19 protein-coding genes are annotated in these 18,775 nt (G+C 69.3%); 4 read left to right on the forward strand and 15 right to left on the reverse strand.

All coding sequences use genetic code 11. From position 1 onward, the window contains the following. From NDI56_RS17940 to NDI56_RS17980, 9 genes are all read right to left on the reverse strand, one after another. The coding region (locus NDI56_RS17940; RefSeq protein ID WP_310921075.1) for a hypothetical protein at window positions 1–632 on the reverse strand (632 nt) is incomplete at its 3' end. A gap of 370 nt (window positions 633–1,002) precedes the next feature. Continuing rightward, a complete protein-coding gene (locus NDI56_RS17945; protein WP_310921076.1) occupies window positions 1,003–1,644 on the reverse strand; it encodes a dienelactone hydrolase family protein in 642 nt (213 codons plus the stop codon). A gap of 122 nt (window positions 1,645–1,766) precedes the next feature. Then, window positions 1,767–3,005: an outer membrane protein assembly factor BamB family protein gene (locus NDI56_RS17950; protein WP_310921077.1), complete on the reverse strand. Its 1,239-nt coding sequence runs from the start codon at window positions 3,003–3,005 to the stop codon at window positions 1,767–1,769. Next, entirely contained in the window at window positions 2,998–3,369 is a 372-nt protein-coding gene (locus tag NDI56_RS17955; RefSeq protein ID WP_310921078.1) for a DUF3209 family protein, read from the reverse strand. Before NDI56_RS17955 ends, NDI56_RS17950 begins: the two co-directional genes overlap by 8 nt. Before the next feature lie 20 nt (window positions 3,370–3,389). Then, window positions 3,390–4,613, reverse strand: a complete 1,224-nt coding sequence (locus tag NDI56_RS17960) for a CbiX/SirB N-terminal domain-containing protein (RefSeq protein WP_310921079.1) — start codon at window positions 4,611–4,613, stop codon at window positions 3,390–3,392. Beyond that, on the reverse strand, window positions 4,610–5,269 hold the full coding sequence (locus NDI56_RS17965; protein WP_310921080.1) for a cobalamin biosynthesis protein: 660 nt from the start codon (window positions 5,267–5,269) through the stop codon (window positions 4,610–4,612). The genes NDI56_RS17960 and NDI56_RS17965 overlap by 4 nt, the downstream gene beginning before the upstream one ends. Beyond that, window positions 5,266–5,526, reverse strand: a complete 261-nt coding sequence (locus NDI56_RS17970) for a ferredoxin (protein WP_310921081.1) — start codon at window positions 5,524–5,526, stop codon at window positions 5,266–5,268. Before NDI56_RS17970 ends, NDI56_RS17965 begins: the two co-directional genes overlap by 4 nt. A gap of 2 nt (window positions 5,527–5,528) precedes the next feature. Further along, the gene (gene cobJ / locus NDI56_RS17975; protein WP_310921082.1) at window positions 5,529–6,509 is read right to left on the reverse strand and encodes a precorrin-3B C(17)-methyltransferase; all 981 of its coding nucleotides are present in this window, start codon (window positions 6,507–6,509) and stop codon (window positions 5,529–5,531) included. A 3-nt stretch (window positions 6,510–6,512) separates the two neighbouring features. After that, entirely contained in the window at window positions 6,513–7,445 is a 933-nt protein-coding gene (locus tag NDI56_RS17980) for a precorrin-3B C(17)-methyltransferase (protein ID WP_310921083.1), read from the reverse strand. A 400-nt stretch (window positions 7,446–7,845) separates the two neighbouring features. Between NDI56_RS17980 and NDI56_RS17985 the strand changes: the two genes are divergently transcribed. Together NDI56_RS17985 and NDI56_RS17990 are read left to right on the forward strand one after the other, a co-directional pair. After that, window positions 7,846–8,373 (forward strand): gluconate 2-dehydrogenase subunit 3 family protein, encoded by a 528-nt coding sequence (locus tag NDI56_RS17985; protein WP_310921084.1) that lies wholly within the window; start codon window positions 7,846–7,848, stop codon window positions 8,371–8,373. After that, window positions 8,370–9,989, forward strand: a complete 1,620-nt coding sequence (locus tag NDI56_RS17990; RefSeq protein ID WP_310921085.1) for a GMC family oxidoreductase — start codon at window positions 8,370–8,372, stop codon at window positions 9,987–9,989. The genes NDI56_RS17985 and NDI56_RS17990 overlap by 4 nt, the downstream gene beginning before the upstream one ends. Before the next feature lie 24 nt (window positions 9,990–10,013). Here the strand turns inward: NDI56_RS17990 and cbiG are convergent, their stop codons facing one another. From cbiG to cbiT, 4 genes are all read right to left on the reverse strand, one after another. Then, window positions 10,014–10,985, reverse strand: coding sequence for a cobalt-precorrin 5A hydrolase (gene cbiG / locus NDI56_RS17995; RefSeq protein ID WP_310921086.1), 972 nt, complete (start codon window positions 10,983–10,985; stop codon window positions 10,014–10,016). A gap of 294 nt (window positions 10,986–11,279) precedes the next feature. Then, window positions 11,280–12,164: a cobalt-precorrin-4/precorrin-4 C(11)-methyltransferase gene (locus tag NDI56_RS18000; protein WP_310921087.1), complete on the reverse strand. Its 885-nt coding sequence runs from the start codon at window positions 12,162–12,164 to the stop codon at window positions 11,280–11,282. Continuing rightward, entirely contained in the window at window positions 12,161–12,955 is a 795-nt protein-coding gene (locus NDI56_RS18005; protein WP_310921088.1) for a cobalt-factor II C(20)-methyltransferase, read from the reverse strand. The genes NDI56_RS18000 and NDI56_RS18005 overlap by 4 nt, the downstream gene beginning before the upstream one ends. Continuing rightward, window positions 12,952–13,548 (reverse strand): precorrin-6Y C5,15-methyltransferase (decarboxylating) subunit CbiT, encoded by a 597-nt coding sequence (gene cbiT, locus NDI56_RS18010; RefSeq protein WP_310921089.1) that lies wholly within the window; start codon window positions 13,546–13,548, stop codon window positions 12,952–12,954. Before cbiT ends, NDI56_RS18005 begins: the two co-directional genes overlap by 4 nt. Window positions 13,549–13,695: 147 nt before the next feature. Between cbiT and NDI56_RS18015 the strand changes: the two genes are divergently transcribed. Beyond that, window positions 13,696–14,508 carry a DUF7839 domain-containing protein gene (locus NDI56_RS18015; RefSeq protein ID WP_310921090.1) on the forward strand — a complete coding sequence of 271 codons (813 nt, stop codon included), beginning with the start codon at window positions 13,696–13,698 and terminating at the stop codon, window positions 14,506–14,508. A gap of 132 nt (window positions 14,509–14,640) precedes the next feature. On the opposite strand, the gene NDI56_RS18020 is transcribed toward NDI56_RS18015, so the two are convergent. Continuing rightward, window positions 14,641–15,828, reverse strand: a complete 1,188-nt coding sequence (locus tag NDI56_RS18020) for a glycoside hydrolase family 27 protein (protein WP_310921091.1) — start codon at window positions 15,826–15,828, stop codon at window positions 14,641–14,643. Between the two features lie 278 nt (window positions 15,829–16,106). Here NDI56_RS18020 and rdfA point away from each other — a divergent pair, with 278 nt between their 5' ends. Next, window positions 16,107–16,718 carry a rod-determining factor RdfA gene (gene rdfA, locus NDI56_RS18025; RefSeq protein ID WP_310921092.1) on the forward strand — a complete coding sequence of 204 codons (612 nt, stop codon included), beginning with the start codon at window positions 16,107–16,109 and terminating at the stop codon, window positions 16,716–16,718. On the opposite strand, the gene NDI56_RS18030 is transcribed toward rdfA, so the two are convergent. Then, on the reverse strand, window positions 16,694–18,682 hold the full coding sequence (locus NDI56_RS18030; RefSeq protein WP_310921093.1) for an archaea-specific SMC-related protein: 1,989 nt from the start codon (window positions 18,680–18,682) through the stop codon (window positions 16,694–16,696). The genes rdfA and NDI56_RS18030 overlap by 25 nt on opposite strands. Window positions 18,683–18,775: the final 93 nt, after the last annotated feature.

Below are 18,775 nucleotides of genomic sequence, written 5' to 3' on the forward strand. Positions count from 1 at the left end.
ACCGACTGACTCAGGTCCGATTGCGCCGAGTCGGCGTATATCAACAACGCCAGCTCGACGAACACGTCGATGTCCAATGCCCTGTACTGGTATATCTCTGTGGCGACAGTAATCTGGTCCGCTCGGCTGGTTTTCCGCTGCATGCTGGCGAGTAGCCGCGATTCCACTTTCGGCGTCTGGAACAACTGGGTGAAGTACCTGAAGAGCTGTTCCGTCGCCTGTTTGTGCACCGAGGCGGGCAAGCTACTGTGGAGCAACGTCGTCGCGAAGGCCGCGTTCGCGGTGTAACCGACCTTATCGGCCTTCGATGGAGATGCGTGGTCGATAATATCGTCGAGGACGTTTATCGTCGCATCGAGACTCACCAGTACGTCCACGCAGACAGTCGGGACATCACCGTCGGCGGCGTGTTCCAGAGCGTTCACGACCGCGACAGTCCGCAGCGACTTTCGCTGGTTCTCCCAGTCGCTGATACACCCTCGAATAGCGTCGTCGATCCCCTGCGGTTCATCGAGCGGGAACTGGCGGAGCAACCGCGCCTCCTCGGTCGCGACTCGCTCGGCCAGCGCCTCGTATCGGTCGTAGACCGTCTGGGGCTCTATCTTGACGTCTGTGTCATCGACCACGCCCATTAACTTTCACCCATATTACCATAATTAATCTTTTTTATATTTTGTTATAGGCCGCCTAATACTAATTAGGAAGCATCTAACGTGTAAAATTTTTGGACGAGCCCGGTAGAGAAAACAGTACACAAGCCGACCCGGCTACGTCTCGACCGAGAGATCTCGTAGCGCTCGGTGACAGTGTGGCCGCCGGCCAGCTCGGGCGCTACGTCCCGGGGAGAGTCGAGCCCATCGCCGGTGAACTCGGTTCGCTGTCCGGTCTGGGCCGGTGGTGCCGGTTCCACGAGAGAGCGACGGGCTCTCACAGTGATTATTGTAGATTACGGACGGGAGCGCCGACCACGAGACCGGCGCACACCGGTAAATCGCTACACTGTCAGCGGAGCGTCGCCTCGAACCAGTCCGCTGCCACCGCGGCGACCTCGTCTAGTTCACCCGGACCCTCGAAGAGGTGGCCGGCGCCCTCTACGACGTGGAGCGAACGTTCGGCGGGCAGCTGGGCGTAGGCCTCGCGGTTGCGCGTGAGCACCTCGGTGTCCGCGCCGCCGACGATAAACAGCGTCGGCGACGTGACCCGACCGAGGGCGTCCTCGGCCATGTCCACGCGGCCGCCCCGCGAGACGACCGCGTCGATATCGCCGCCGAGTCGCGCCGCTCCCCGGAGGGCGGCGGCTGCGCCGGTGCTCGAACCGAAGTAACCCATCGAGACCCCACTCGCCCAGTCCCGCCCCCACAGCCACTCGGTGACCGCTACGAGCCGGTCCGTCAGCAACGGGATATCGAAGCGGTTCCGGCGGGTCCGGTCCTCCCGCTCGGTGAGCAGGTCGAAAAGCAGCGTCCCGACGCCCCGGTCACGGATGACCTCGGCCACGTAGTTGTTGCGCGGGCTGTGCCGGCTGGAGCCACTGCCGTGGGCGAAGACGACGACGCCCGGCGCGCCCTCCGGGAGTTCCAGTGTCCCGTCCAGCGTGACGCCGTCGACCGGAATCCGGACGGGTTCCTCGGTGTGCTGGACCATGGTGAAAGGTAGGACTGGTGACGTATTACTCTCCGCCCCACGCGGTGTGACAGTGGGAGAGAGGTCGTGGCTGGCAGGTAGTCAGAACCCCGAAACGTCGGAGAACGGGGACGCCCGGTCGGTCACTCGCTCGCGTCGAACCGGTGTAGCCGGTAGGCGCCGCGCTCGCGGCCTTCGTCGTGGTAGACGACGGGTTCTTCGACGGCGACGACGGTCCCGTCGTCGGCCGCTGCGGCGGTGACGATACCGTCCGCGTCGACCGTGTCGGTGTGGCCGTCGGCGACATCGAACAGCCGGAGCCAGTGGGTCGCGGCGTCGCGGTCGCGGAAGTGCTGGGCGGCGGGGACGGCGAGCAGGTCGCCGTCGGCGCCGAGCCCGCTCGCGAAGCCCCCGACGGTGGCACGCCACCGGCGCTTTCCCGCGAGTGAGACGCCGACAGCCGTGTGTTCTTCGGGATGGCGTGCATCGGTCTCCCGACCGTCTTCGGGATACGTGTTGCCGGTGACGAACACCGCCCCCGAATCCGTGGCGTGGACGTGGTTGGGATAGGCGTAGACGCGCTCGCCCTCGACTGCCCGGGGCGTCGCCAGCGGGACCCGCCACTCGGGGGCGCCGTCGCCGTCGAGCCGGTAGCCACAGTAGTCGCCGTGGCTCGTACAGACCGCGCCGTCGGCGAGCAGCGCCACGTCGCCGACCCGTCGCTGCCCATCAGTTCCGGGGTCCCACGTCCAGCACCGCGACCCGTCGGCCGTATCGAGGACGACGAGGCCGTGCTGATGGTCGCCGGGACAGCGGTTGTACGCGACCGCCAGCCGGCCGTCCCGGACCGACAGCGAAATCGGTGACGCGTCTGTCCGGGCGGACCACTCGACGCTGCCGTCCGGGCGGAACGCGTAGACGACGCTCTCGAAGTGGCGTTCGGTGGCGCGCTCGGGGCGGCGTTCGTACCGCCGAGCGGCGGCGTAGAGCCGGTCGCCGTCGGCGGCGAGACTCGCCACGAACGGGAGCAGAAATCTCGTCTCCGCCTGTGGCTCGCCCACGTCCGCAGCGCTGTCGTACCGCCAGCGGACGGAGCCGTCGCGCTCGTGACAGCGAATCGCCCCGAGCGGGCCGCGTTCGCCGGCGACCACACAGTCGCCGAACGGAACCGCGGCGACGACGCTGTGTTCGCCGTCCGTCTCGTAGTGCCAGCGGGTCGAGGGCGGCCCCGACCCGGAGCTATCGACCCCGAGCAGGTCGCCGTCGGCCGTGCCGACCACGGCCAGCCCGTCTGTCAGTGTCACCGCCGACCGCCGGCCCTGCTGTCTGGAGCGGGCCGGCGGAACGTCGCCCAGCGAAGCCGTCGGCGCCGGCTCACTCATCGACCGGGAACGCCTCGTGGAGCACGTCGTGGGCCTCGCCCAGCCCCGAGAGGACGTCCTCGCCCTGCGTCGTGATGCGGCCGACCGCACGCTCCGCGTCCCGAACAGCGACCAGTCGGCCGCGCATGTAGTCGTACTCGGGGGCGTCTTCGTCGGTCTGTGCGATGTCCGCTTCGAGGTCGACGAGCGCCGCGTCGAGGTGGCGCTCGATGGCCGCCAGCGTCTCCGCGCTGGCCAGGGCCTCGATAGGGCCGGTCATGTGGCCCTCCAGCTCCTTTTCCGCGTGCTGGCGCGCGTGGTCGTCTTCGGTACCGAGAACGTTCATGAGGCCCAGTCGAAGCGCCTCGATTTCGTAGCAGCTCATGGGTTGTGTGGTGGTATCGGTTACAGCGTCTGGTCGACGAGTTCGCTCACGATCCGGTCGCGGTCCAGGTGCGAGGAGACTATCTCCTCGGCGTCTTCCGCCGCGACGCCGCCGTACCAGACGCCGTCGGGGTAGACCGCGACCATCGGGCCTTCGCCACAGCGGCCGAGACACGAGGAGCGGGTGATGCGGGCGTCACAGGCCTCGCTGTCGCGGGCAGCCTGTCGGAGCCGTTCGAGGACGGCCGGCGCGCCGTCGGCGGCGCAGGTCTGGTTCGTGCAGACGGCGACGTGTTTCTCGGGGGCGTCGTGGACGTGCGGGTCGTCGGCCACGTCCTCGCGGTCGGCGTGTTCGGCCTGGTGGGTCAGCGCCCGCAACATCGCGCGGGCGCCGCCCTGGTCGTCCTCGTAGCCGTCGAGTTCGACCTTGTACTTGCAGGTGTCACAGGACATCTCGACGCTCCCCGTGCGGGCCTCCTGCCAGCGGTCGCCCAGCACGTCGAGCAGGCGGCTGTCGGTGCCCAGCGGCTCGCCGAAGCCGGCGTCGACGTAGGGGTACTCCGCGTCGAACTCGCGGGCGCCGTCCTTGATGCGGCCCGTCAACACGCCGTCGCCGAGCATGTACGGCAGGACGACGACGGCGTCCGGGCGGCTCTTGGCGACGTCGTGGAGCGTCTCGGAAAGCAGCGGTTCCGTGACGCCGATGAACGACGCCTCACAGCGGTCGAACTCGCGGCCCTCGTAGAGCAGTCGGGCGAGCTTGTGCACGTCGGCGTTCGCGTCGGGGTCAGACGACCCCCGGGCACAGACCACGACCGCGACATCGTCGTCCGCCCGGTCGACGCCCAGCTCGGTCTCGACGGCGGCGGCCCGGTCGTCGAGCAGGTCCAGGAGAGCCGGGTGGACGCCCAGATGGGCGCCGTTGTTGATAGTCAACTCGGGGTGGCGTTCGCGGGCCTGCGTGACCGCGAGCGGCACGTCGTTTTTGACGTGGCTGGCCGCAAACAGCGAGAGGTGGACGACCGACACCTGCGAGACAGTCGCCGCCAGCCCCGAAATCGCGTCGTCGATGGCCGGCTCGGCCAGTTCGAGGAACGCGGCGTCGACCGGGATGCCGAGTCGCCCCTCCAGCTCGGCCGCCAGCTCGCGGACCTGCTCGTTCGACTTCTCGCGCCGGGAGCCGTGGCCCGCGAGCAGGATGGCCTCGTCGTCGAGCCCCTCGGGGGCAGTGGTTGCCTCGCTCATCTGACTCGCTCGATACTCTTGCGGAGCTTCCGCCGTCGGCTCGGGGCGAAGAGCCCGGTCGATTCGCTGCCCTCGTAGAGCCACTCGCCGACGGTCGGCACCGCGTCGTCGTCGACGCCGAACCAGTAGCCGGAGGAGGCCTCGCTGGGCTCGTCGTACGGTGCCGCGACCGGCAGGTCGTCGAGCAGCGACTGGACCGTCCCCAGCAGGCCGCGGTCCGCGTGGACGAAGGAGAGTCCCACCGCGTCGTCGTCCGACTTGAAACAGACCGTCGCACAGCCCTCGACGAGCCCGCGGAGCAGCTGTCGGTCGTGGTCGGCCAGCGGGTCGAGCCGGTAGCCGCCCGACTCGCCGTCGAAGGGGAGCCCGAGCGCCCCGCTCGCTCGCTCTGCCAGAGGGCCGACGACCTGGACGGTGTACTGCTCTTCCTGGCGGGTAATCGAGGTGTCGTGAGCGTAGGGCCGCTCGATGATGCGGCGGTCCGTCGCGTCCGCGCCGGCGATGGTCGCGAGCCGGCGGGCGGCCGTCTCGTCGCTCGTCCGGACGGTCACGCAGCCGTCGTCGCACTCCCCGTCGGCCGCGACACGGCCCCAGAAGTACGCCGTCTCCGGGTGCGCGGCGAGCATGTCGCCCGGCGGGCCGGTCTCGATGCTCACGGCTGACCCTCCCCGGCGTCGGTGACGGCGTCGCTCTCGGCGTCGGCGTCTGTGACGGTGATAGCGTCCAACGGACACGCGGCGGCTGCCCCCTCGGCGTCCGCTCGCCGGTCGTCGTCGAACGTCGCCGAGACGGCCGCGGCGTCGTCGACCTCGATAGCCGCCAGTCCGTCGGCGTCTTCGACGAACCGGTCGTCCCGCACCAGACAGGCGAAGACGCCGTCGCAGGCGTCGCGGTCGATACTGATTGTATACATTGTCAGTAATCGTATTTCGTCTCGTAGCCTCGCGGCGTGACCATCCGGTCGTCCCAGACGTAGGTGTCCTCGTTGCCGACCAGCAGCGTCGTCGTCATGTCCACGAGGTCTGTCTCCCCGAGGTCGGGGAGTTCCCGCAGTTCGACGATCTCTACTCGCTCGTCGTCCCGCCCGGCGGCGTGGACCACGCCCACCGGCGTCTCGGGGTCCCGGTGTTCGAGCAGAATCTCACAGCACTTCCGGTAGTTCTCACGGCGCTTGCGGCTCCAGGGGTTGTAGATACTGATGGTGAACCCCTCCTTCGCGGCGGCGTGGAGCCGGGACTCGATGGTCGGCATGTCGGTGAGGTGGTCCGACAGCGAGATTGAGACGGTGTCGTTGACCAGCGGCGCGCCGACGCGGGCGGCACAGGACTGGGCCGCCGGGACGCCCGGCACCACGTCGAAGCCGAGCATCGAGGCGGTGGCGCCCTTCGACTCGATGATTTCCAGCGCGAGGCCCGCGAGCGCGTAGACGTTCGGGTCGCCGCTGCCGATGATGGCCACGTCGTTGCCCGAGAGCGCCCGGTCGATGGCCTCCTCGGTCCGGGAGACCTCGCCACACATCGGCGTGTTGTAGACGTCCTCGGCCCCCTCGACGACCTCGTCGGGGAGCAGTTCCACGTACGTCGTGTACCCGACGATGTGCTCGGCGTCGAGCAGTGCCGACCGCGCTCTGGCCGTCATCCCCTCCGGCTGGCCGGGGCCGAGGCCGACGGCGACGAGCCGGCCCGGGTCGGCGTCGAAGTCGTCGACGGTGGCGCCGACTTCTTCCTCGCTCCCGTCGGTCGATGCGCCACAGGAGCTGCTACGTGAAGACGACGAGGACGCGCCACAGTTCGAGGCGCTGTCGGTGGTCGTCTCCGCCGCGGTGCTCTCGGCCTCGCTGGCGCCACAGTTCGATTCGGTGTCCGTGCTCGCGTCGGTGGTATCGTCAGTGCTCATAGGTCAGAAGTCCTCCACGTCACGCCCGCCCCGCGGGGTGACGAGATAGTCGCGAAAGTCGTTGCTCCACAGTTCGGTCTCGTGGGTGCCGACGACGATGGACGACCCCATGCCGCCGACCTCCTCGCTGTGGTCGGGCAGTGCGCCCAGCGTCGTGATGGTCTCCGTCTCGTCGTCCAGATTCCGGCCCGCCGTGCCCCGGCCCGAATCGTTGACGATAGCGGCGGGGGCGTCGTCGGCCCGCTCCTCGCGGAGCACGTCGACGGCCCGCTCGTAGTCGCGCCAGCAGTTGTAGAGGACGACGACGAAGCCGCTGATTGCGGCCGCCCGGAGCTTCTCCTCGATTTCCTCCCAGCCGCGCCACTTGTCCGAGAGCGAAATCGTACAGAAATCGTTCGAGAGCGGCGCGCCGAGGTTGGCGGCGCCCGACAGCGCCGCGGTGACGCCGGGGACGATTTCGATCGGCACGTCGTCGGCGTCGTCGGCGTCGGCCATCGTGAACAGGAGGTCGGACTTCCCGTAGACGTTCGGGTCGCCCCCGGAGACGTGGGCCACGTCCTCGCCCGCTCGAACGCGCTCGAAGGCCTCCCGAGCCAGTTCGACCTGCTTGCCCATCGAGGAGCGGATCAGCGTCTGCCGGCGGCCGTCGGGCCGTTCCAGCACGGTGCCCGCCTCGTCGGCCACGTCGCTGTCGTCAGAGACGTCCTCGACGGCGGCGGACTGTGGCGGGAGTGTCCCGTCCTTGCGGAGGAACTCCTGATACAGGTTCGAGGCGATGATACAGTCGGCCGTCCGGACGATATCGCTCGCCCGCTGGGTCATGTCGTGGGGGAGTCCGGGACCGATGCCGACGACGTACAGGGTGCCGTAGCCGTCCGGCCGCTCGGTGCACCCGTCGACGGTCGGTCCGTCGACACCGCGGTCCTCACTGCTCATCCGTCACCGCCGTGTCGGGGTGTCAGTCCAGCCGCAGTGCTGAGAGACATAGCTACTACAACACAGCTTTCGCATAAAACAATTTTGCTTGTATTAGCTGTCCGCGGAGCTCTATCCGCGACTCCGGCGGGAGCTTTCGACTACAGTAACAGTTCTCCGTTAGTTTGTTTTTCCGACGGTCGCGTCCGGAACGTCTCGGCGAGCTCGACTGCCCGACAGACGTATCGGTCAGTAGCCACCAACTGCCGTACTACGGCGTCAGAAACCGGCCAGAGCGACATGCTATCGGCCGGTCGTTGCAGGAGAGTTCGAAGTAGAAGCCGGTAATTAACAGCTCGTCGGTAACGTCGAAACTGTGAGGTGGTTTTATACGAGTGGCCGCTGTTAGCACCCGGTAGGAATGCAACTCTCACAGCCAGACGCGGTGTCGGCGCTGGGAGCCGCCGGCATCGACCCGGCGACAGAGGCCTCCTGGGACGGGGCGGAGTCGAGGGAGGACCCGTCGACGACGCGGACGCTGCTCGCCCTCGCGGAGGTGCTCTATCCGTCGGTCGTCGAGGTGACACTGGAGTTCGTAGAGACGTATCTCGTCGGGCGGAGCAGCGACCACCAACGGTTCCGGACCGAACTCGAACGGGGAGCCGAGACACTCGACGACTGGGCCAGAGACGCGTTCGGCGACGCCTTCGCACGCCTCGACGTGGAGCAGCGGGACTCGCTACTGCGGCACATGGGCGTCCGACTGGTCGACGCAGTGCCGGACGGGACCGAGCTAGAGCGGCTGCACTACCACGTCGTCGAGGAGCTGCTGGTCGCCTTCTACACGTCGCCGACGGGAGCGGAGCTCGCCGGCGCGAAATCGGCGTGGGTCTACGACGCCGCCGCGGAGACCCCGGGCGTGGGCTACGGGATGGGACAGCGCCGATGAGCGCGCCCGACGACCGGACGCCGGCCGACAGCCCGACCGTCTGTGTCGTCGGTGCCGGGCTGGCAGGGGCGCTCGTAGCGGACGCGCTCGCGGGGCGTGGCCGCGAGGTCGCGCTGCTCGACGCCGGGCCGACGGTCGACCGCGACTCGCGGTACGAACGGATGCAGCGCCAGCTTCGCCCTGGGACGACGGCGGCCGAGATCTGGGGGATGGACGGGGAGCGCGACGCCTACACGGCCGCCGGGGCGGGAGCGTGGCCGGTCAACGAGCGCCGCGTCAAGGGCGTCGGCGGGACGACGCTGAACTGGCTGGGCGTCACCCCGCGGTTCCGCCCGTCGACCTTCGAGACGGCGACCCGGCACGGCGTCGGGCGTGACTGGCCCATCAGTTACGCCGACCTCAGGCCCTACTACGCCGAGGCGGAACAGGAGCTGTGCGTCGCCGGCAACGCGGACGCCCCCTTCCAGCCGCCACGCGAGACCGCCTACCCGCAGCCACCCCTGGAACGGAGCCACTCGGACGAGCTGTTCGCCGCGGCCGGCGAGGAACTGGCCGTGCCCGTCCACTCGCTGCCCGTCGCTCGCGGGCCGGACAGCGAGCGCCGCGACCGCCGGCCCGACGGTGGGGCGCCGAGCCGACGGGTCCGGCCGCCCGAGGCGACCTACAGCGCGGACACCCACGTCGAGCGGGCCGTCGCGTCCGGGGCACGGCTCATCGACCGGGCGGCAGTCGAGCGGCTCGAACACGGCCCCGACGGCGAGCGGGTGACAGCGGCCGTCTACCGGACTCCCGACGGAGCGCGCCACCGGCAGGACGCCGACGTGTTCGTCGCCGCCTGCGGGACTATCGAGACACCGAGGCTCCTCCTGCTCTCGGACTCCCCCCAGTATCCCGACGGTCTGGGTAACTCCAGTGGCGTAGTGGGCCGGTATCTCATGGGGCAACCGCCGGCGACCGTCCTCGGTGTGCTGGACGAGCCGACGAAACAGCGCGAGGTGGGGTCGCCGACCACGGGCAGCTACCAGTTCGCCGCCCCGGAGGCCGACCGCGCCGGCTTCGCGCTCACCTGCCTGAACAACGCCGGGGAGACGCCCGCCGAACTCGCCCTCCGGGAGGAGAGCTGGGGCGACCGGCTGCTGGAGGAGGTCCAGTTCCACCACGGCAACACGGTCGGACTCTCCATCCGCGTCGGCTCGCTCCCGCGGGCGGCCAACCGCGTCACACTCGACGAGACGACGACGGACGACCGCGGGGACCCGGTGCCCGACGTGCAGTTCTCTCCGGGCCCCTTCGCCGCCCGCGCCCAGGAGGCCGCCATCGCGCTCGGCACCGACCTCGTCGAGGCCCTCGACGGCGCAGTCGTGTACGCCGACGGGACGACGACGACCGACGAGCTGCCGCCGGCGGCCCGGGGCGGTCACTACGCCGTCGGCGGCACGCGAATGGGGACCGACCCCGAGACGAGCGTCGTGGACCCTACCTGCCGGAGCCACGACCTGAAGAACCTCTATGTCGCCGGCGGGAGCCCCTTCGTCACCTCGGGCGCGGTGCCGCCGGCGCTGACTATCGCGGCGCTCGCGCTCCGGACAGCCGACCACGTCGACGGCCGGCTGTAGGTATCGAAGGCAGTTCCGGGGCCGTCAGTTCCCGATAGCCACCGTCACGGCCTCGTCGTAGCGGGTCTTCTCGGCCAGCAGGTCGTGGTCGCGCCCACCGGCGATGGCCGACGCTTCCGCGATGCCCGGCCAGCCGATGAGTTCCTTCGACCGGGACGGTGTCGGCCCCTCGAACCCCTCCAGGGTCTCCTTCTCGAAGGCGACGACGCCGAGTCCCCACGCTTCGGCCGCGGCGAGCATCCCCTCTTCGTCGGCCTTCCGGGTCCCCGTGGCGACGAACTCCACGTCGTCGCGGTCGAGGCCCACCTCTGCCAGTGCGGCGTCCCAGGCGGCGTGGAACTGCTCGACGTCGGCGCCGGCGACCGAGCCACACCCCAGCACGACGCCGTCGTCGCTGTTGCGTTTGAGGACGCTCACGGTGTCGTCGACCAGCACCGCCTTCGGGCCGTCGAGGCGCTCGATGGGGCCGAGTTCGTCGTCCAGCACGGCGAGGTTCGTCGCCACCGTCGAGTCGCCGTTGACGACGTGGGCGTCGAGTGCTTTCGCCTGCTTCTCGACGCCCTGCTTGCCGGCCGCCTCGCTGGCGGTGGTCATCGCCGGCACCGCGCCCATGCTCGCGAGGTCGTCAGCCACCTGGTTCGCGCCGTGGTGGCCGCCGGTGATGGGGATGGCCCACGTCAGCTCCTCGTCGACGACACAGATTGCCGGGTCGTCCCACTTGTCGTCGAGCAGGTGGGCCGTCTTGCGCATCGCGATACCGCTGGCCATCAGGCCGATAAAGCAGTCGTACTCGCCCCAGTGCTCGTCGAAGACGGTGCCGTGGTACTCGATGACGTCGATGTTCTCGTATCGGTCACCGATGCCGTCGACGATGTCTTCGGCGGTGTCCAGCTTTCGCTCGAAGGCGATGATGGCGATCTCTTCCGCGACTTCCCCGTCGGAGTCGGGCGCTTTGCAGCTGTTCGAACCGGATTCGTTGTCGCTGTCGGTGCTCATAGTCGAAAATCGGCCGGTGAACTGTCTGTCCGCGACTGCCGGCCGGTCAGTCGGGCGGATGTCGTCTGGCTCCCGATGCGACACTGCTGTCGGCGCGCGCTGGCGCACCCCCGTGGTGCGCCGACACCGTGCGAGGTCTTCGGGAGCAGCGCGACCGAAGGCTCGAAAGACGAGCGAAACGAGTCTTTCGGCGGATGACGGAGCGACCGGGGGCTTTCTGTCGGTCGGGAGCAACTGCCGTCTCGGTGGGTTGCACCGTAGCTTTCTGACTGTCCTCGAAAACGGCACAGCATCCTAGTCGTCCGCCTCCCCCGAGGACTCGGACGAGTCGTCGCCCCGGTTCGCCCACCCACCGTACAGGAAGCTCCGCTCGTACTCCTCGCCACCCACGGCGTCGCCGATAATCACCATCGCGGACGCCCGATACCCCGCCGCTTCGACTCGCTCGCCAATCGTCCCGATAGTCCCCTCGATGACGTCCTCGTCGGGCCAGGAAGCGTGATACACCGCCGCGACGGGCGTCTCGGGGTCGTGCCCGTCCGCGAGCAGCCGGTCCATGGTCTCGCCGACGGCGTGGGTCCCGAGATAGATACACGTCGTCACGTCGCCCATGCCGACGAACTCGGAGATGTGGTCCTCCTCCTCGGTCAGGGTCTTGCCCTGTGGCCGGGTGAAGGCGACGTGGTTGGCGACCTCGTTCAGCGTGAGCTGAGTGCGCATCGTCGCGCTGGCGGCGAACGCCGACGTGACGCCGGGGACGATGTAGGTCGGGACGCCCTCGTGTTCCAGCGCGTCCATCTGCTCCAGGGCGGCCCCGTAGATAGCGGGGTCGCCGCTGTGGAGCCGGACCACCGTTCTCCCGCTCTGGTAGGCGTCCCGCATCAGCGGAATCAGCTCTTCCAGGTCCTTCCCGATGGAGGAGACGGTCTCGGCGTCGGCGCAGTACTCCGCCAGCAGTTCGCTGTTGACGAGCGACCCCGCGTGGACGACGAGGTCGGCCTCGGCGAGCAGGTCGCGGCCCGCCACCGTGAGGAGCCGCGGGTCGCCGGGGCCGGCGCCGACGAAGGGGATGCCGTCCTGCTCGTCCCCGGCGCTGTGGTCGTAGACGCGGTCGTCGCGGTCGGTCGCGACGGCGTCGATGGCGGCTTGCGGGTCGGTCTCGGCGCTCTCGTCGCTCACTGTCGGCCACCCCCGAGCTCGTCGCCGGAGAGCGCGCCCTCGGAGCGCTCCTGTCGGGCGATACTCATCTCCCCGCCGTCTGAAACCGCCCCGCTCTCGTCCGCCCCTTCGAGGAACGCGTCGGTGGCTTGCTCGACCCGGGCCTCGGGGCGTTCGGCGTAGGCGAGCGTGTAGTAGTCCCGCTCGTCGATCTCTGTCGGGTCGTCGGTCACCGTCGTCTCGCCCTGTTCCATGAACAGCCGGCGGCCGTAGGTCACGTCGTAGCCGGCCTCGACGAGCCCCTCGTGGGTGGCCGGCGCGTCGGTCACTTTGAACAGAATCAGCCGGTCAGGGCCGGTCGGCGAGACGCCGCCGTCGGCCTCCCGAAGCGCCAGACTCGACCCGGCCGTGATCTCGACGCCGAGCGCCGTCGCGAAGGCCGTGACCGCGCTGACGCCGGGGACGACTTCGAGCTCGACCGCGGGGTGGAACGCGGCCAGCGTCCGGCGGAGGTGGCCGAAGGTGGAGTAGACGTTCGGGTCCCCGAGCGTGACGAAGGCGACGTCGCCGTCGCGGGCGGCCGGCGCGATCTCCGCGGCGGCGTCCTTCCAGGCGTCGCGGAGCCGCTGTTCGTCCCGGGTCATCGGGAAGTCGAGGTCGCCGATGCGGGAGTCGGGGACGTGTTTCGTCGCCACCGTTCGGGAGAGTCGACCCGGCGAGTAGACCACGTCGGCCGATTCGAGGGCGCGCTTGCCACGCACCGTCACGAGGTCCGCCTGTCCGGGGCCGAGACCGACGCCGTAGAGCGTCATCGGGTCGCCCCCGACCCGCCGGCAGTGGTCCCGCCGTCCGCGGCGACGGCGTCGCCCGCGCCGCCGACGAGCATGTAGACGGGGTTCTGGGAGTCGAAGCTGGTCGCGCCGGCCAGCTCGTACCCGTGGCTTACCTGGAACTGGACGACTTCCGCCAGCAGGTCCCGGGCGCGGAACGCCTCGGTCGCCGCGCCGGCGACCTCGAGTCTGGAGACGTTCATCACCACGCGGTCGACACCGGTCTCGACGGCGTGGTCGAGGACGGCCTCGTAGTTCCGGCTGCCGCCCAGAAAGAGCGCGTCGGCGTCGTCGGGCAGCCCTTCGGGGGCTTCGGCCTCCCGGAGGTCCACCTCGGCGTCCGTGTCGTTCGCGGCGAGATTCCGCTCGGTGACCGCCAGCCGCTCGGGCTTGCGTTCCAGTGCGGTCACGCGACCGGCGCGCCGGGCCGCCTCGATGGTGACGGCGCCGGTACAGGAGCCGACCTCGACGAAGTGGTCGGTCGGCCCGAGGTCGAGCTTGCTCGCGAGGACGGCCCTGACCTCCGACTTCGTCGGCCCGGCCTTCGCGTCGTGGGGGAGCGAGACGTGTGCCATCGCCCGTACCAACTCAACTGGGCCATAAAACAATTGTGCTTGTATTAGACCAATCTGCGTTGTTCAAACGCCGAGCGAGCCCGGATTACTCCAATCGAAGCTTCGGTAACGAAAAACTACTTGACTGACAGTCCCGGACGGGGAGACATGGCACAGCGAACAGACGGGAGCGAGGAGTTCGGCGTCCTCCGGAGCAAGCGGACCGCCACGCGCTACCAGATCATGGTCGAGGTCGCGGAGCGCCAGCCGGCGGTGAGCCAGCAGGAGATCGCGGACGCGATCGGCATCACCTCCCAGGCCGTCAGCGACTACCTGCAGGACCTCTCGGCACAGGGCCACGTCACCAAACACGGCCGCGGCCGGTACGAGGTGACCAAGGAGGGCGTCGACTGGCTCATCTCCCAGACCGACGCGCTCCGGAGCTTCGTCGGCCACGTCTCCGAGGACATCATCGGGCAGGTGGAGATAGAGACCGTGCTCGCGACGGCGGACGTGAGCGAGGGCGAGACCGTCTCCGTGACCATGCGCGACGGCGTCCTGCGCGCCGTCGCGGGCGGGGCGGGCAACGCAACCGCAGTTGCGGTCACCGACGCGGCCGCGGGGACCGACCTCGGCATCACCAACGTCGAGGGCGTCGTCGAGTACGAGCTGGGCGACGTGACCGCCGTCTCGATTCCGCGGGTCCAGAACGGCGGGAGCGGGGCCGTAGACGGGGGACGAATCGAGGAGCTGGCCGCCGAACACGACCTCGTGGCCGTCGCCGGCGTCGAGGCCCTGGCCGCGGCGCGGGCCGCCGAGGTCGCGGTGGATATCCGCTACGGGAGCGCCGCCGCCGTCGAGGAGGCGGCCACGAAGGGACAGGACGTCCTCCTGCTCTCGGGCGCCAACCAGCTGTCGCGCCACACCGACGCCCTCGCGCAGGCGAACATCAGCTACGAGGTGCTCGACGCCGCCGAGTGAATCGAGTCGGCGCCCGCCGTCGCTCTCGCCGGTCAGCGGGTCCCTTGTCGCGCCGTCGGCGACCAGTGTCCCCGCCCGTCGCTCGACCGACAGGCCGGCGTGCCATCGGTGGGCGGCGGGACCGCCGAAGCCCTACGCCGGCGTCACCCGGAGAACCGCGGTGTCGCGCGGGTCGACAGCTGCCCGGAGGTCGCCGGCCGTCTCCCACGTCTCACCCGTCCAGCAGTCACACACCGCGTACCGGTCGGCGGCCGACGGCAGAGCGGTCTCGTCGACGTGGGCGCGAAGGTCTCGGGGCTCGGAGCCGCGGTTCCACAGCGCCACGGCGGCCCCGCCGTCATGCAGCGGTTTGCTCCAGACCTCCGCGTCGGCCGTCCGCCGGTCGGGCGTCCCCTGGGCGCCCAGCGGGTCCTGGTCGACGGCGACGAGGCGGTCGGTAGTCAGGATATCCAGAACGCCCTCGTCGATATCGGTCAGGTCGGTGCCGACGAACAGCGGCGCGCCGAGCAGACACCAGAACGCGAAGTGGGTGCGGTTCTCGGCCGGTGTCAGCGGCCGCACGACGTCGGTCGGTTCGTGCCGTGACTGGCCCGAGTCGGGCCCGTTGCCGACCTGGAGCATGTCCGGGTCCGACCAGCCGCCGGGGCCGTGCGAAGAGGCGGTGTCGAGGTCCGCCACGCGGTCGATGATGTCGGCGATACCGAGGCCGAACGCGTCGCCGTCGACCCGCCACTTCGCGACGGCGTCGTCCGTGACCCGCCACATGTGTCCCCCGGCCTCGCGCGCCCACAGCCAGGGGTCGTGCCGGCCCCACTCGCAGATGCTGTAGAGGATGTCCCGGTCGACACTCCGGAGCGCCTCGCCCATCGCTCCGTAGCGGTCCCGTGGCTCGCGCCCGCGGTGGTCCCCGCAGTTATCGTACTTCAGGAAGTCGACACCCCAGTCCGCGAACTGCTCGGCGTGGACCCGCTCGCGGCCCAGGCTCGCCGGATACCCCTGACAGGTGTGGCTCCCGGCCGAGGAGTAGAGGCCGAATTTCAGTCCCCGGTCGTGGACGTAGTCGGCCAGCGCCGCCATCCCGCCCGGGAACGCCTCGGGGTCGGCCCGCAGGCGGCCCTCGGCGGCGGTCTCGTCGGCGGTCTCGTCGGCCATCCAGCAGTCGTCGACGACGACGTACTCGTAGCCGGCGTCCCGGAGGCCGGTCGAGACCACGGCGTCGGCGGCGGCGCGGATGTCGGCCTCGGTGACCGCACAGGAGTGGGCGTTCCATGAGTTCCACCCCATCGGTGGAGTGGCTGCGAGGTCGGTGTCGTCGGGCATACACACGGGTGCGAGCGAGGGGAGAAAAACGGTAGCATCTGCGGACCGAGCGCGGCTATTTATCCAGGACGCGCTTTTGTATATAAACTTTATATGCTGGTGAGCCGGAAGACGGTGGACGAGCCAGCAGACGGAACCCGGACCGAGAGCTACTACGGCGGCGACAGACCGACGAACAGACGGCTGCGATGGTCGAGCCGGCAGTACGAGCGCGTGTCTCGACTGTGGCAATCGTCGCCGACACAACGCCTTTGGGCGGCGCTATCGTCCACAGACCAATGAGTTCCGACAGCGCCGGGCCGCGGTCGAAAGTGGCACGGCTCATCGACGCGTACGACCTCGCCCCCATCGGGGCGGACCTCGAAGCGGCGTGGCTGGGCGAGGACGGCGAGCGCCGGAGCCTGCGCGACCTCGCGGACCGCTTCAACCGGGCGCTCCTCCTCGCCGCCATCCGGGACGCGGGCATGGACATCGTCGACGGTGAGGCCCGGAACTACTACCGGCTGCTGACAGCCGACGACGTGAGCGCGGGCACCCGCGTCGAGGCGCGCAACCGACTGGCGGGGGCCGGCGTCGACGTCGACGCGCTCCGGGAGGATTTCGTCACTTACCAGGCGGTTCGCCACTACCTCACCGAGGTCCGCGGGGCCAGCTACGAGCCCGAGGGGACGAACACGGTCGACAGCGAGCGGACGGTCCTCGAACGGCTCCAGAGCCGGGTCGAGACGGTCGTCCGGGACACGGTCGACCGGCTGGGGACCGCCGGCAAGCTCTCAGTCGGGGAGTATCGAGTGTTCGTCAGCGTCGACGTGCTGTGTCAGGACTGTGGCGGCCAGTACAGCGTCGGGGCACTGCTGGACCGCGGTCACTGCGACTGCGACTCGCCCTGACCGATGCCGGTGACGCGGTCGTAGGCGTCGGGGAGCGCCCGGGCGTCCTCGGGCAGGAGCGCGACGACGAGATACGGGGCGTAAGAGGCGAAATACTCGACCAGGGCGGCGATGCGGTCGGCGTCGATGGCCTCCAGCGAGTCCAGCAGCATGAACGGCACCGTCTCGTGGACGTCGTGGACGAGATAGCCCGCCAGCGCGAACACGAGGCCGGTCACCTCCCGCTCGGACTCGGAGAGGTGGTCGACGCTGTCCTCGTAGACGGTCCCGCCCTCGGAGCTGCGGACGATGTGGAGCTCGAAAGTCGACCCCTCGATGACCGAGTCGGTGTCGACGGTGGCCACGGAGTCGGCCGGACCGTCCATCCGTTCGAGCCAGATGCGCTCGACGTTCTCGTATTCGAGCAGGGAGAGCAGGTCCGACATCCGCTCGTTGAACTGCCGCGTCGCCTCGGCCTCCAGCGTGTCGATGCGGGTCCGGAGGTCGATGAGCTCCTCGACGACGGCCTCCCGCCGGTCGACGAGCGCCTCGTCGCGGCGGATTTCGGACTCGATGTCGGCGATCTCCTCGTCGAGTTCGTCCAGGGCCGACTCGAGCTCGTCGAGCTCGAACTCCAGTCCGTTGGCCTCCGAGTGCAGGTCGAGCACCTCGTCGACCTCCGCGGAGCGCAGCTCGCTCACCTTGTCTTCCAGCTCGCCGACCCGCGCCGAGAGGTTGTCCCGTCGCTCGCGGCGGTCGGCGAGCGTCGACTGGCGGCGCTCTATCTCCGCGTCGACCTCCTCGATGGTGGCTTCGAGTTCGGCCCGCCGGTCGACCGTCTCGGTGATGCGGTCGCGCTCCTCTGTCAGCTCCGCCAGCTCGGTCTCGATGTCGTCGACCGCCGCGAGCGTCTCCGTGCGGTGCTCGCGCATTCGGTCGAGGGTTGACTCGATGCGGTCGAGTTTCACCTTCGAGCCGCAGGTCCAGCAGGTCGTCTTCGAGCCCCGATAGAGCTGGTCGGTGATGTCGCCGACGGTCTCCGGGCGGGCCCCGATAGCGTCGGTTATCTGTGCGTGTTCCCCGTCGAGTAGGTCTTCGTTGAACCCGATGACGGTCTGGAGCCGGGAGGCGTACGTCGAGAGCTCGCGCTTGCGCTCCCGGCGGTCGCCGATGCGTGACTCGATATCGTCGAGGCGGTCGGACGGGGCGTCCGGGAGGCCGGCGCGTTCGGCCGCGAGACGCCCCCGTTCGTCCCGCAGCGCCGAGAGGCTCTCCTGCTCGGAGGCGATGTCTTCGCGGACGCGTCGGAGCTCCTCGCGCGTCGCCCGGAGCTCGTCGAGTCGTGTCTCCAGGGCGTCCGTGTTCGCCCGCGTCAGGTCGACGTTCAGGTCCCGCTGGTCGATGCGTGCCTCGACTGTCGCCAGCTCCTCGCGCGTTTCCTCGATTGCCGCTCGCTTGCGCTCTCGCCGGCCTTCCAGCTCCGGGAGGCGCTGTTTGAGCGACGCGACGTGGTCGAGCTGGTCGTCGATGGCGTCCTTTCGCTCCTCGGCGTCGCGTATTTCGTCGCGTATCTCGGTGATGTCGACCGGACGCATGATGATGTCGCGCAGGTCGTCCCCGCGGACCACGGCCTGTCTGGCCTCGTTGTCTTCGAGCAGGAACGCAAAGAGGTTCGCGAGGGCCGGGTCCGCGAGGACGGCCGAGCCCGACCCGACGACGCCGTCCTCGGTCCGTGTGACTGTCCGCGAGTACGTCGCCTCCCCCATCGAGAGCGTCACCGAGCCGCGAGCGGCGTCGGCCTTGACGCTCGTCCACTCGCTGCCGTGGGCGGCCATTATCGCCTGCAAGAAGGAGGTCCGGTTGGTGGCGTTCCGACCGGCGAGCACCGTCACGCCCGGCTCCAGTTCCACGGTGGCCGACGCGATACCGCCGATATCCTCGACGGTGAACGTCGCGTCCTCGTCGAGGGCCGTCGCGGAGTCCATGGCCCTATCTCTGACAGTGGTACCCATAAACACTGTGGCGCGGGCAGGAGCGGCGCGGAGCTATTCAGTCGTTTCTATAAGAACAGAATAACA

The sequence above is a fragment of the Halomicroarcula saliterrae genome (assembly GCF_031624395.1).
Classification (GTDB): domain Archaea; phylum Halobacteriota; class Halobacteria; order Halobacteriales; family Haloarculaceae; genus Haloarcula; species Haloarcula saliterrae.

Excerpts from the sequence above, each read along its gene's own strand:
- NDI56_RS18015 (WP_310921090.1), top strand. The coding sequence starts at position 13,696 with ATGGCACAGCGAACAGACGGGAGCGAGGAGTTCGGCGTCCTCCGGAGC.
- NDI56_RS17955 (WP_310921078.1), bottom strand. The coding sequence starts at position 3,369 with ATGAGCTGCTACGAAATCGAGGCGCTTCGACTGGGCCTCATGAACGTT.
- cbiG (WP_310921086.1), bottom strand. The coding sequence starts at position 10,985 with ATGAGCACCGACAGCGACAACGAATCCGGTTCGAACAGCTGCAAAGCG.
- NDI56_RS17945 (WP_310921076.1), bottom strand. The coding sequence starts at position 1,644 with ATGGTCCAGCACACCGAGGAACCCGTCCGGATTCCGGTCGACGGCGTC.
- NDI56_RS17980 (WP_310921083.1), bottom strand. The coding sequence starts at position 7,445 with ATGAGCAGTGAGGACCGCGGTGTCGACGGACCGACCGTCGACGGGTGC.
- cobJ (WP_310921082.1), bottom strand. The coding sequence starts at position 6,509 with ATGAGCACTGACGATACCACCGACGCGAGCACGGACACCGAATCGAAC.
- NDI56_RS17960 (WP_310921079.1), bottom strand. The coding sequence starts at position 4,613 with ATGAGCGAGGCAACCACTGCCCCCGAGGGGCTCGACGACGAGGCCATC.
- NDI56_RS17985 (WP_310921084.1), top strand. The coding sequence starts at position 7,846 with ATGCAACTCTCACAGCCAGACGCGGTGTCGGCGCTGGGAGCCGCCGGC.
- NDI56_RS17950 (WP_310921077.1), bottom strand. The coding sequence starts at position 3,005 with ATGAGTGAGCCGGCGCCGACGGCTTCGCTGGGCGACGTTCCGCCGGCC.
- NDI56_RS18005 (WP_310921088.1), bottom strand. The coding sequence starts at position 12,955 with ATGACGCTCTACGGCGTCGGTCTCGGCCCCGGACAGGCGGACCTCGTG.
- NDI56_RS17990 (WP_310921085.1), top strand. The coding sequence starts at position 8,370 with ATGAGCGCGCCCGACGACCGGACGCCGGCCGACAGCCCGACCGTCTGT.
- cbiT (WP_310921089.1), bottom strand. The coding sequence starts at position 13,548 with ATGGCACACGTCTCGCTCCCCCACGACGCGAAGGCCGGGCCGACGAAG.
- NDI56_RS18020 (WP_310921091.1), bottom strand. The coding sequence starts at position 15,828 with ATGCCCGACGACACCGACCTCGCAGCCACTCCACCGATGGGGTGGAAC.
- NDI56_RS17970 (WP_310921081.1), bottom strand. The coding sequence starts at position 5,526 with ATGTATACAATCAGTATCGACCGCGACGCCTGCGACGGCGTCTTCGCC.
- NDI56_RS18030 (WP_310921093.1), bottom strand. The coding sequence starts at position 18,682 with ATGGACTCCGCGACGGCCCTCGACGAGGACGCGACGTTCACCGTCGAG.
- rdfA (WP_310921092.1), top strand. The coding sequence starts at position 16,107 with ATGAGTTCCGACAGCGCCGGGCCGCGGTCGAAAGTGGCACGGCTCATC.